At 61.9% G+C, this 11773-nt stretch carries 10 protein-coding genes; 4 read left to right on the top strand and 6 right to left on the bottom strand.

Going from position 1 to position 11773, the window contains the following annotated elements; all coding sequences use genetic code 11:
* The first annotated feature begins 21 nt into the window (after positions 1 to 21).
* Positions 22 to 1971 carry a DEAD/DEAH box helicase gene (locus BI364_RS03155; RefSeq protein ID WP_070077520.1) on the top strand — a complete coding sequence of 650 codons (1950 nt, stop codon included), beginning with the start codon at positions 22 to 24 and terminating at the stop codon, positions 1969 to 1971.
* A 140-nt stretch (positions 1972 to 2111) separates the two neighbouring features.
* Here BI364_RS03155 and cspE read toward each other — a convergent pair whose 3' ends face one another.
* Entirely contained in the window at positions 2112 to 2315 is a 204-nt protein-coding gene (gene cspE, locus BI364_RS03160) for a transcription antiterminator/RNA stability regulator CspE (RefSeq protein ID WP_070077521.1), read from the bottom strand.
* Between the two features lie 324 nt (positions 2316 to 2639).
* On the opposite strand from cspE, the gene BI364_RS03165 reads away from it, so the two are divergent.
* From BI364_RS03165 to BI364_RS03175, 3 genes are all read left to right on the top strand, one after another.
* Positions 2640 to 3287, top strand: coding sequence for a DedA family protein (locus BI364_RS03165; protein ID WP_197495831.1), 648 nt, complete (start codon positions 2640 to 2642; stop codon positions 3285 to 3287).
* Positions 3280 to 5421, top strand: coding sequence for a DNA helicase RecQ (gene recQ / locus BI364_RS03170; protein ID WP_070077522.1), 2142 nt, complete (start codon positions 3280 to 3282; stop codon positions 5419 to 5421). The genes BI364_RS03165 and recQ overlap by 8 nt, the downstream gene beginning before the upstream one ends.
* A gap of 80 nt (positions 5422 to 5501) precedes the next feature.
* Complete coding sequence (locus BI364_RS03175) at positions 5502 to 6080, top strand: cytochrome b/b6 domain-containing protein (RefSeq protein WP_070077523.1); 579 nt, start codon at positions 5502 to 5504, stop codon at positions 6078 to 6080.
* Between the two features lie 9 nt (positions 6081 to 6089).
* Here BI364_RS03175 and pelG read toward each other — a convergent pair whose 3' ends face one another.
* Genes pelG through BI364_RS03200 form a run of 5 tightly spaced genes read right to left on the bottom strand, consistent with a single transcriptional unit; the run spans position 6090 to position 11770 of the window.
* Positions 6090 to 7460, bottom strand: coding sequence for an exopolysaccharide Pel transporter PelG (pelG, locus tag BI364_RS03180; protein ID WP_070077524.1), 1371 nt, complete (start codon positions 7458 to 7460; stop codon positions 6090 to 6092).
* Positions 7460 to 8956, bottom strand: coding sequence for a GT4 family glycosyltransferase PelF (gene pelF / locus BI364_RS03185; RefSeq protein WP_070077525.1), 1497 nt, complete (start codon positions 8954 to 8956; stop codon positions 7460 to 7462). The genes pelG and pelF overlap by 1 nt, the downstream gene beginning before the upstream one ends.
* On the bottom strand, positions 8953 to 9924 hold the full coding sequence (locus BI364_RS03190) for a tetratricopeptide repeat protein (RefSeq protein WP_070077526.1): 972 nt from the start codon (positions 9922 to 9924) through the stop codon (positions 8953 to 8955). Before BI364_RS03190 ends, pelF begins: the two co-directional genes overlap by 4 nt.
* Positions 9921 to 11240: a PelD GGDEF domain-containing protein gene (locus BI364_RS03195; RefSeq protein WP_070077527.1), complete on the bottom strand. Its 1320-nt coding sequence runs from the start codon at positions 11238 to 11240 to the stop codon at positions 9921 to 9923. The genes BI364_RS03190 and BI364_RS03195 overlap by 4 nt, the downstream gene beginning before the upstream one ends.
* Positions 11240 to 11770, bottom strand: coding sequence for a hypothetical protein (locus BI364_RS03200; RefSeq protein ID WP_070077528.1), 531 nt, complete (start codon positions 11768 to 11770; stop codon positions 11240 to 11242). Before BI364_RS03200 ends, BI364_RS03195 begins: the two co-directional genes overlap by 1 nt.
* Positions 11771 to 11773 lie beyond the last annotated feature (3 nt).

The raw sequence follows: 11773 nt of genomic DNA on the forward strand, positions 1-11773 counted from the left end.
TCTTATTGGCCCGCGTTTTTTATGACCCGGGCCCTCGCCAGTAGGCCCGCCGATGTCCGCAGTTCCCCCCAGCGCTTTGCCGATCTGGCGCTCGCGCCCGCCATCCTTAAGGCCGTTGAAGAAATCGGCTACGAGGCGCCTTCGCCAATTCAGGCGCAGAGCATACCGCCGTTGCTGGAAGGCCGCGATTTGATCGGTATGGCGCAGACCGGCACAGGCAAGACCGCGGCCTTCGCGCTGCCGCTGCTCAGCCGACTTGACCTCTCCCGAGCAGAGCCACAGATTCTGGTGCTGACACCCACCCGCGAGCTGGCGATTCAGGTCGCTGAGGCGATGCAGACCTATGCACGCCATCTCAAGGGATTCCACATCCTGCCCGTGTACGGTGGCCAGGGTATGGATACGCAGTTGCGACAGCTGCGTCGCGGCGCACATGTCATCGTCGGTACGCCGGGGCGAGTCCAGGATCATCTACGTCGGCGCACGCTTTCGCTCGCAGGTCTATCGGCGTTGGTATTGGATGAGGCCGACGAGATGTTGCGCATGGGTTTCATCGACGACGTCGAGGCGATCCTGACGCATACGCCGGCCAAACGTCAGGTGGCATTGTTCTCGGCTACGATGCCCGATGCCATCCGACGGGTGGCACGCACCCATCTGCGCGACCCGGTAGAAATTCGTATCCAGTCGAAAACGACCACAGTGGCGACCATCAATCAGCGTTATTGGCTGGTCAGTGGTGCGCATAAACTCGACGCGTTGACGCGCATGCTTGAGGTCGAGGATACCGACGCGCTAATCATTTTCGTGCGCACCAAGACCGCTACGGCAGAGCTGGCAGAGAAGCTTGAAGCACGCGGTTATGCTTGTTCGGCACTCAACGGTGACATGAACCAGCAGCAGCGCGAGAAGACCGTTGAGCGTCTTAAGTCGGGTGGCTTGGACATCGTGGTGGCAACCGACGTCGCCGCACGCGGTCTGGATGTGCCACGTATTAGTCATGTGATCAATTACGACATTCCAAACGATACCGAGGCTTATGTGCATCGTATCGGCCGGACCGGCCGGGCGGGGCGCAAGGGTGAGGCGATCTTGTTCGTGGCGCCAAGGGAAAGGCGTATGTTGCGCTCGATCGAAATCGCCACAAGTCAGCCGATTTCGCAAATGCAGCTGCCGAGTCAGGAGGCTATTGCCGACCGTCGCGTGGCGCAGTTCAAGCAGCAAATCAGCGAGGCGCTCGAATCACAGGAATTAGCGCCTTTCGAGACGTTGGTCGAGTCCTATCAGGCCGAGCACGACGTCGGCCCGGCCGAGATTGCCGCGGCGCTGGTCTATTTGCTGCAGCGAGAGCGGCCGCTGTTCGCGCCGGTAAGACCCGCGAACTCGCCATCGGCTGCGCCCCGGCCCGAACCTAGGGTAAGTGAATCGTCGGCAGGTGATGCCTCGGCCAAGAAGCGTTCCGCCAAGCGCGACGTCCCGAGCATGATGCGTTACCGTCTGGATGTCGGTCGCGAACATGGTGTGCAGCCCAAGCACATCGTTGGCGCGATCGCCAATGAGGCCGGCGTGGAGAGTCGCCATATCGGTCAGATCAAACTGTTCGACGATTACAGCACCGTGGAATTACCCGAGGGCATGCCGAAGGACATCTTCAGGCACTTGCAGAAGGTGTGGGTATGCGGCCGGCCGCTGCAGATCAGCGAATTTGGCGGCGGCGATACGACAGGGGAGGCCCCTGCGCGCAAGCGTTCGGCTGCGGCGTCGCCGCGGCCGAAGGCAGGTAAGGGGGCTGGGGCGAAGTCGGGTGCTAAGCCTGCTTCGAGGACCCCTACCCGACCCAGTGATCGAGCGGCTGCCAAGCGCGGTAAGCCCGGCGCCGCCAAGGGTCGAACAGCCACTGCTTCGGGTGCTCCGCGAACCACGCCACGGCCGCAACTGGGCGTGAAGAAGCAGACGAAGGATGAGGGATAACGCAGTCCAGCCCGTATCGGGCGCACGGCGTGGTAAATAGACAAGGGAGTGCCGAACGCGGCGACTGCCGGCTCGGGATGTAAAACTACGGAACCCTGCTAGCCGCAGGGTCCCGTCATAATCCGGGTGAAGACCCTGAATTACTGCGCGGTGACGTTCGCCGCTTGAGGACCCTTGGGACCCTGCTGAAGGTCAAAATTAACCTTCTGACCTTCCGCCAGGGTTTTGAAGCCCTGAGACTGAATCGCGCTGAAATGCACGAATACGTCATCACCACCGTTGTCCTGGGCAATGAAACCAAAGCCCTTGGACTCGTTGAACCACTTCACAGTACCTGTAGCCATTTGATATTTACCTGGTGTTGCCAAATAAAGGATGTTGTTGACTGCAGCCGTGCAAAGGGGGTTAAGGGTGATGCCGAAGGGACAACCAAAACAACCTTAGCGTGAGCTGCAGCGATTACAGTCTAGCCCATGGTTCTGGCGAATGCTAATGGTTTGTTTAGGGTTTGTACGCCCGCCGCGGCCAGCGCTGACGCGGGCTGCAGCCCTATGTATGATACCCGTTTGCCCACCTCCCGCAGGCCTTTCCGGGCACACCTTGAGCGATGCTCTGTCACACGTGTGACGTTGTTGCCGAGGCGCTGCCACCACCCGCCGAGTCGATCCGTGACAGCCCAGTACATCCAGCAATACATCGCGACACATCAGGCGTTTTTTCATACTTACGGTTATGCCGCCGCCTTCTTTCTGGTCTTGCTCGAGGACTTCGCCATGCCGTCGCCGGGCGAATTGGTCCTCATCGGCACTTCGCTGATTGCCTCTCAGGGTGGGCTGCATATCACGCCGCTGCTGCTGCTGGCTTGGTTGGGTGCTGTGATCGGCGACAATATTGGTTTCGCGATCGGACACTTCGGAGGGGCGCGACTGCTCGTGCGCTATGGTCGGCGGCTGGGCTTGACGCACGAGCGGCTTGATCGCGTGCATCGATTCTTTGAGCGTTATGGCGGCGAAGTGGTGCTGGTCGCGCGCTTCGTGCAGGGGGCACGTCAGCTCAACGGCATCGTAGCCGGTAGTGCAGGCATGCCCTGGCGCAGGTTTCTGATCTATAACGCCATCGGTGCTGCCCTGTGGGTAGGAGCTTGGGGTTATGGTGTTTACCTGCTGGGTAAACGCTTTTTCGATTATTTGCCATTGATCGAGCGGTTTTCCTTCTATCTGGGTGTGATGATCGTCGTACTGCTGTTGGGTGGATTGCTGTGGTGGGCCTGGCGTCGCCGATCGCGTCGCAAGGTCGTTATCGAATCCGATGATTGAGGCGCAGGGCACTCGCGCGGAGCAGATTCTGCGCACGGTATTCGGCTATGAAAGCTTCCGCGGCGAGCAGGCGGATATCGTTGATCATATGGGGGCAGGTGGCGACGCGTTGGTGTTGATGCCGACCGGTGGCGGCAAGTCATTGTGTTACCAGATTCCTGCATTGCTTCGCGAGGGTGTGGGCGTGGTGGTTTCGCCGCTGATCGCGCTGATGCAGGATCAGGTAGCGGCGTTGAAGCAGAACGGTGTGCGTGCCGCCTTCCTCAACTCCAGCCTGAGCGCAGAGGCGGCACGCGAGGTCGAATCTCGGTTGATGGCGGGCGAGCTGGATCTGCTCTACGTGGCGCCCGAACGCCTGCTACTACCGCGCACGCTGGAGCGTCTCGCGAGTATCCGTTTGGCATTGTTCGCTATCGATGAGGCCCACTGCGTTTCTCAGTGGGGGCACGATTTCCGCCCGGAATACATTCGTCTGTCGACGTTGCACGAACGCTTCCCCGAGATTCCGCGGATCGCGCTGACCGCGACGGCGGATGAGGAAACGCGCCGAGAGATCATCGAGCGCCTGGGCCTCGACCGTGCGCGCGTGTTCGTCAGCGGCTTCGATCGCCCGAATATTCGCTATCGCATTTCCGAGGAAACGGGTGATGCGCGCGTGCGGTTACTCGACTTCATCCGTGAGGAGCACGCGGGCGAGGCGGGTATTGTGTACTGCTTGTCGCGCAAGCGTGTAGAAGCAGTGGCTGAGTGGCTGTGTGCGAAGGGACTGAATGCGCTGCCGTATCACGCGGGTCTGCCGACTGAGCAGCGACAGGTACATCAGTCGCGGTTTTTGCGCGAGGAAGGGGTGATCATGGTCGCGACCATTGCCTTCGGCATGGGCATCGACAAGCCAGATGTCCGCTTCGTCGCACACCTCAACCTGCCGCGCAGTCTTGAGGCTTACTATCAGGAAACGGGTCGTGCAGGCCGCGATGGGCAGCCTGCGGATGCCTGGATGAGCTATGGCCTGCAGGACGTCATCACGCTGCGCCAGATGCAGGCCGGTTCCGAGGCTGACGAGGCGCGCAAGCGGCTGGAACGGCATAAGCTCGACGCGATGCTCGGTCTGTGCGAGCTGACCGGCTGCCGCCGTGAGGCATTGTTGCGCTACTTCGGCGATGTCCTCGAGGCACCTTGCGGCAATTGCGACAACTGTCTCGCGCCGCCAGAGACCTGGGATGCCACGGTAGCTGCGCAGAAGGCGCTGTCCTGTGTGCACCGGACCGGCCAGCGCTTCGGCGTCACCCATGTGGTCGACGTGCTGCTCGGGCGAAGTGACTCCCGTGTGCAGGCGCTGGGGCACGACCGGCTGAGTACCTACGGTATCGGTACTGAGCTGGATGTCTCAGGCTGGCGAGGTCTGTTCCGCCAGCTCATCGCGCGCGGCCTGCTGACGGTGGATCTGCAGGGACACGGCAGTCTGCTACTGACCGAGGCTAGCCGGCCGGTGTTACGTGGCGAGTCGCGCCTTTATCTGCGCGTACAACGGCCGGTGGTCAAGCGACAGCCGCGTGCCCGGCGCGTGGAGGCGGGTGGTTTCGATGGGGTGGGTGACGAGCGCCTGTGGGCCGCCCTGCGCCAGTTGCGCCAGCGCCTAGCTGAATCCCAGGGTGTGCCGGCCTATGTGATTTTCCACGACGCCACTTTGCGCGAAATGGTCGAGGCGCGGCCCGACACCCTGGTACGGTTAGGCGAGCTGGGCGGTGTCGGCGCGCGCAAGCTCGAGGCTTACGGCAACGACTTTCTTGATGTGATCCGTGCTCATGCGGCGGATGAAGAGCGGCCGCCGGCCAGTGCCGGCGAGTCGCTGGCACTGTTTCGTGCGGGTATGACCGCATCCGCCATCGCCGAGCACCGGAACCTGAGTTTATCCACGGTTTATGCTCATCTGGCCGAGGCGGTGGCGCGAGGGGAGATTGAGGTGAGCGAGGCCGTCGGCCTGGATGCGGTGAGCGTCGGGCGGATTCGCGAGGCTATCCAGGCGCATGGCAGTGATCGGATGAAGCCGGTGTATGAAGCTCTGGACGGCCGTTATGACTACGGCGTGTTGCGCTGCGTACGCGCCGACATGACTTCGATCAAGCGTGATTGATCCTCATTGGGAACGAGACTGTCGCGAACCCGTCTGAATGGTATCCCTATCGAGGATAGGGCTTTGGTTCGGAGGTGGCGATGGGTTCGAGCGTGGAATGGGATGGTTTTACTCGGGTTTTGCACTGGGGGCTGACCCTATTCGTGACCTTTCAGTTATTCAGCGGTCTGTGGATTTCGACGCCGGGGACGCTGGTGTACTTCCATTGGCACGAATATGTCGGGTTGGCTGCCGCCGCAGTCATTTTGTTGCATTGGATGTGGAGCTTTACCTGCCGCGACCTGGGCATTCTGTTTCCCTGGAATGGGGCCGGCTTCGCGCGTATCGGCAAGGAAACGCGGGGGATGCTGCATGGGCAGGTCCCGGCAGCAGGTCACCAAGTAGGATTGTCGAGCTTCGTGCACGGCCTGGGTTTATTGGCGATGACCGGCATGGCGGTCACCGGGGTGTTGTTGTTCCTCGTCATCCCCGTGCGTCTTGGTGGCATGGCAACAGGCGCGCACAGCGGCGCGATCACCTCGCTGTCGCTGATCCACCGCTATCTCTCGTACTTGGCCTGGATCTACTGGGGGGGCCACGTTGGTTTTGCCTTGCTTCACCAACTGCGGGGAGGGCGTATCCTCGGCGCGATCTTTCTTGGTCGTCCAGAGCATCCTTGAACAGCGGGGTCAGCGTAGCATGAAGGTTTCGTAGTCTAGGCGTTCCAGGGTGCGGTCGGTCAGGGTGAGTGCGACCAGTGCGGTGAGCAGCATGGCGGCCGCGAAGCCGTAGCCATAGAAATATGGGCCGAGCAGCAGGCTGATGAGGGTAAACAAGGCATTGGAGGCGAACATCAGGAGTGCGATCAGAGCGGCATCGCGCGTTCTATCGAGATAAAACAGGATATTCAACCCGGCCATCACCAGTAGCTGCAACATGACGCCAAGCGAATCGAGGATCAGCAGTGGCTCGAACAGGGGCGAGATACCGAGCAGGTGTAAGGCATGACCGCCAAAGACAATCAGGAACAGCAGGGTCATGCCTTGCACCTTGAGGATGCCGAATAACCCCTCGCGCGCGGCGATGACCATGCGCGCACGATGATCGCGGATGGCGGAAAGTGCGCCGCCGTCGCGCACCGCGTTGTAATAACGATCGTAGGCGTAGACGAAATCGACTTCCATGCGCAGCAAAAAAACCGCCATGCCCGGGATAATCGTGAAATAGGCGAGGAATACTGGTGTGTCGTAGATCACGGAGGCATGTAGCGTGCCGATCACGGTGCTCCCCGTGCCCGGCCACAGCCAGAACATGAGCTTGTCGATCCACACGCCTAAATTGAAAAATAGCCCGGCGAAAAACAGCCAGCCGTGCAGGCGCCCGGGCACGAAGAAATCGAATTCGACGAAACGTGTAGGGGGATATTCGCGCCAGATCAGCGCGAACATACCTACCGCGAGCACGATCTGTCCGAGGACGAAGCCTGCGAGCAGGCCTTCCAGGCCCCACGGGCGGAGCCACAGGCCACTGGCCACCGCGCTGCCGTAACCCAGTGCGTAGAGCGTGAGTACCGCGCCGTACTGCTTGAGCCCGGAGAGCAGCACGGTCAGTACCCAGATGACGCACAGTAGGAGTCCACCGAGGATCATCAGGAGGCGGTAGGCGGCGGAGGTTCCCGGTAGTAGCCACAGGCTGGCGGCCACCGCGAGCAAAAACGCAGGGGTGAGGGCAATGAACAACATGCCGATCAGATTGGGAATTACGCGCTTGGGCTCCTGCGCGAACAGGCGATCGGCGACGTAGCGCGTGAAAATGAGCTGTAGCCCGCCGGTATAGATCAGACTCAAGGCGATCAGCCAGGTGACGCTGACCTGAAATTGGGTAATCAGTCCGGGAGGGATGACGATTCCAAGGCTCATGAAGCCGAGGATCAGGATGGCGAGAATGGACAACACCCAGGGCCCAGAGCCGATTACGCCGGCATAGGTATAGGCGCGTAGCAGTCCAAGATAGGTTTCGCTGTCCGCCAGACGGCGCAGCTCGAAGCCGATACCCGCCATCAGTCGGTCTCCATGTGCTCGCGGAACAAGGCGTCGAAGGTTTCGATCATTCGATCCTTGTCGTAGTAGCGTTCCGCGCGGGCAATGGCGGCCCGCGAGGCCTGCGCGTAAGCTTCCGGGTCGTTCAACAAGGATAGGCAGGCGTCGGCCATGGCCTCTGGATCGGCCAATCCCACGATGCGGCCGGCTGCCCCGAGCGCCGGCACTTCATCCGGGCGTCCGTGGATGAGCTCGGGGCAGGCGCCCACCTCGGTTGCCACCATCGGCAGCCCGGCTGCGAAGCCCTCGATGGCAGCCAGTGGTAGACCCTCGCTGATCGAACTCAGTACTAGGAGTCCGACCTTGGGCAGAATGTCTTCAAGGTAACGGAAGCCCAGAAAGCGGACGTGTCGTCCAAGGTCGAGAATTTCCACCAGTTCGTGGCATTCGGCGCTGTATTCGGGATCTTCGTCTTCCGGTCCGACGATCCAGGCTTCGATGTCTGGGCGCTGGTCGCAGAGTATGCGGGCCGTGCGAATGTAGGTCTTGATGTCCTTGATCGGCACGACGCGCCCCAGGAGGCAGATCACGGGTGGCGGTGGCCCGGGTGGACGGCGTAGGCGGGCCAAGCGTTCGATATCGATCCCGTTGGGAATGATACGCGTGCGCTCGTCTGCCGTACCATCTTGGATTTGCTGGCGGCGGGCGGCTTCGAACAGGCTGATGATCGGGTCGGCGCCTTGGTAGGCTTGCCGTCCGAGCACCTCGAAGAAGCGGACCCACAGCTCGCGCAGGTAGCTGACTTCGGTCTGATCGCGCTGGAGGATGTTGCGGCTATCGCGTATCCAATCCGCCTTCATGAGATCGATACGGCGTTCTTTGGTGTAGATGCCGTGCTCCATCAGCACGAAGGGGCGTGATTGCTCTCGTGCGGCGAGTGTGGCGAGGAAGCCTGCATAGCCGGTGGAGGGGCTGAAGAACAGACGTGTACGCGGGAGCGCGGCTGCGGTTCTGGCGAGAATCCACAGTGGCGTATGCAGGTTGCGCACGTTCCAGAAGTAGTCGACGAAGGAGGGTTCGGCGGCAACGGTTTCGTATTGCTCGGTGATGTAGTCCCAGGCGGTTTCGCTGTAGAGGAATGCGCGTTCGCCAAAGGGGCCTGTCTCGTCCAGATAAGCCTCCAGCGGCAGAGGGTCGTCGTGCCCCGCCCGCAGGTTGGTGTGCAGCTCTGCCATGCGTTCGCCTGCCTGCGCAGGCAGGCGTGGCGGTTTGATCGACGGTGGTTGATCGGCGGGATTGAAGAGGTAGTGGGCTTCCAGATGGACGAAGTTGGTCGGCAGCTCATAGAGAATGTCGCCGTAATCCTCGCGGCGGGAACCGAGGAAGATGCCGGCGAAACGCAGATGGGGCAGGCCACTGATCAGCTCATGCACCCAGCTCGACACGCCGCCCTTGATATACGGGTAGGTGCCTTCGAGCAATAGGGTTACATCGATGTCCGGGTCTGTGTGGGTCATGAGAGCGGTGCCCAGCGTTTGACGACGCGTCCGACGACCGGCAGTTCGGTGAACAATGCGCTGCGCGCGAGTAGTGCACGTATGGCGGGATAGTCGCGTCTGCGCCATGCGATTTCGGCCAAATAAGGCAACACGCGTGCTGGCGGCGCACCCGCTTCAAGTGCACGAGCATAGGTGTCTGCGGCCTGGACTGGATGACCTGATTGTTGCATCAGGCGCGCCTCGATGCGTAGTAGTCGCGGTGTTTCGCCTATCACCTCGCGTGCGGCATCGAGATGGCGCCGACTGGCTTGCAGGTGCAACCGCGACATGCCCTCGCGCACAAGGCCCATGTACAACAGTTCCTGATGGAGCTCAGCGAGTTCGAGGCGCAGTGTTCCCTGCGTACGCTCCACCGTGTGCGGTACCGCGCCTTCGAGGCGTTTGATCATGCGTGTGATGCCGGCCTCGCGCCGGTCGATCAGGGCGTGTGCGAGGAGACGCAGGTGCTCGTCGGGGTGGCGCAGGGTTTCGCGCAGCAGCTCGGTGGTATTGGCGCTGCGTTGGCTTTCGATGGCCATCAATGCGCGTGAACCTTGAGCGGAGCCTGGGTCGAGATTGCGCAGTCGGGCGATGGCGCCGCCGACGCCGAAGTGACCTGGCTCGCTCGGGATCTCCGGCGCGAATGTCGGTGCGCTCAGATGTCTGGGTAGCTGTGGGACGCGCGCCTTTTCCAGCCGCGGGAGCACGAGCAGCATCGCGAGCAGAAGCAGGGGGCCTAGGATCGGGATCAATGCCCCCATCGCGGTCAGGGTGGCGTAATCGATGACCGGCAGCCCTCTGAGTTTCGCCGGAATGAGGCGTCTGGCCGGCAGGGCGATCAGCAGGCTAAGCAGTGTGTTGATGAGTAGCAAGGTGAGAACGAGCTGCTCGGGCGCGGTGGTTTGCGGTGAGAGCCAGGCGCCCAGCGAAAACAGGGACGCATTCATGCCACACGCTCCTGGCTTAGTATCGTTTGCAGCGTGATGTCAGGGTCGGCATTGTCGATGGCGCGTATTTCGGCAGTCCAACCGGTCTCGTTCAACGGTGTGCCTAGCTGTTCGCGTGATAGAGCGTCGACTCGGGTGACGAAGCCGCTGGCGGCCGTTGGGCCGCTCAGTGGCAGCAGCGCGAGCAGTCCCGGTGCAGCCTCGTCCAGTGGGTTCTGCCAGTATTGATCGAGGCCCCGACGTACCGAGTGAATCAGCGGTAGTACGTTGAGATTGGCATGCGGGTCGATCGGTCGGAACAGTACCAGCGTTGAATGTGCGCCAACCCGAGACCATAGGTGGCAGATTTTGTACAGTTCGTGCGCGAAGGCGGCGGGACAACGTGGGTGGTGACGCAACAGGCCACCGATGTCGCGCTGAGCGGCGGCCTCGTCGGCGAAATACTCCAGGATGGCGGTGGCGGTCAGCAGGTTTTCCTCGTCCAGCGCGAGCAGGGGCATATCGCTGACCGCGAGCAGGCCGATACGCACGCCGTCGGCCGCGATGATCGGAATGGCGAGCCGGTATTCTCCCGCGAGGCCATCAATGATTTGGTCGACGCTGAAATAGGCGGCATCCTCGCGTTCCAGGGCGAGGGACACCAACGGGTCATCCGGGTTGAAGCGGATGTCCTGGCCCAGGCGGGCGACCGGCGTGGGGTCGAGGCGCGCGCCTTCGAAGACATAGAGTGCGGCGGCTTCCAGGCGGCAGTAGTGTGCGAGTAATTGGAGCAGCGCCTGACCTGCCGTCTGGTTCAGGCGTGCGCCATTGAGCTGCAGCTCGGCGCGCACGGCCTCGAGAGCGCCGCGCAGGCTGACGGGACGCGTGATCAGCGTTTCCTCCAGTCGGTCGTGCGAAATGCGGGTGACGTAGAACGCGCGAGTCAACGACTCGAGGCGGTTCTCGCTGTAAATCAGCCGCGCCTCGGCTTGGCCGAGACGGCCGTGCCATAAATTGGCGTATTGCCCGCCGATCAGGCTGATGATCATGCCGCCAACGATCTGAGGCATGGGCATGGCCTCATCGCCGAGTCCCAGTTCAGGTAGCCACAGGCCGCCGACGGCCATAATGCCGCTGGAGACCAATGCCGGGCCTATCCCGTAGCGCAGGCCAATCAGCAATGGCACCAGCCATAGCCAAGGAAATCCGCCGGTGGTGAAGGGATTGGCCGGCGAGAGCAGATGACCCAGCCAGAGGGTCACTAGCGGTAGCAACAGGATTTCTGCGATGGGACCGGGGCCAAGTGTGCCCAGACGGATGGGACGGCGCTCGATCATCAGGGTAGTAAACGGTCGAGCAGGCGGTTGAGCGTCTGCTGTGCGAGTACGGCGATGCCTTCACGACTGCCGCCCGTGGCGGCGGCCGTGCCACTCCAGAGCGTGTGCCCATTGTCGAGATCGACGAGGCGCAGGGTGAAGCCAACCGCCGGCTGGCCGTCAAGACCGATCTTGTACCGCCACTCATCGACGCTGCCGAGTAGCGCGTAGCGCAAGTGTTGCGCGCGCGCCCAGGCCAGTGCCGCTGCTTGATCTGCCTCACCGTTGTGGACCGGCAGTGCGGCGTTGTCGGCGGGTGATGGCGGTTGTTGCACTCGGTCTATGCGATGGCTGATGAGCAGTGCGGCGAGCATTTGCTGAGCTCTGGCGCCGGCATAGGGCGTCGCGGTGTTGTTGACCAGGACGGGTACGGCCCAGCCAGCGCTATCGCTCATGGCGGGTCTCGGGCTGGTATACAGGCTGCGCGTCGCGCAACCGGAGAGAACGAGCAGGCCGCAGAGGGCAAGCAGGCCGAGGATCCGTGATTTCATGGG

It is taken from the genome of Acidihalobacter yilgarnensis (assembly GCF_001753245.1).
Classification (GTDB): Bacteria; Pseudomonadota; Gammaproteobacteria; order DSM-5130; family Acidihalobacteraceae; genus Acidihalobacter; species Acidihalobacter yilgarnensis.

Bases quoted from the DNA above. Each gene is read 5' to 3' on its own strand.
- BI364_RS03155 (WP_070077520.1), top strand. From the start codon at position 22: ATGACCCGGGCCCTCGCCAGTAGGCCCGCCGATGTCCGCAGTTCCCCC.
- cspE (WP_070077521.1), bottom strand. From the start codon at position 2,315: ATGGCTACAGGTACTGTGAAGTGGTTCAACGAGTCCAAGGGCTTTGGT.
- recQ (WP_070077522.1), top strand. From the start codon at position 3,280: ATGATTGAGGCGCAGGGCACTCGCGCGGAGCAGATTCTGCGCACGGTA.
- BI364_RS03175 (WP_070077523.1), top strand. From the start codon at position 5,502: ATGGGTTCGAGCGTGGAATGGGATGGTTTTACTCGGGTTTTGCACTGG.
- pelG (WP_070077524.1), bottom strand. From the start codon at position 7,460: ATGGCGGGTATCGGCTTCGAGCTGCGCCGTCTGGCGGACAGCGAAACC.
- pelF (WP_070077525.1), bottom strand. From the start codon at position 8,956: ATGACCCACACAGACCCGGACATCGATGTAACCCTATTGCTCGAAGGC.
- BI364_RS03190 (WP_070077526.1), bottom strand. From the start codon at position 9,924: ATGAATGCGTCCCTGTTTTCGCTGGGCGCCTGGCTCTCACCGCAAACC.
- BI364_RS03195 (WP_070077527.1), bottom strand. From the start codon at position 11,240: ATGATCGAGCGCCGTCCCATCCGTCTGGGCACACTTGGCCCCGGTCCC.
- BI364_RS03200 (WP_070077528.1), bottom strand. From the start codon at position 11,770: ATGAAATCACGGATCCTCGGCCTGCTTGCCCTCTGCGGCCTGCTCGTT.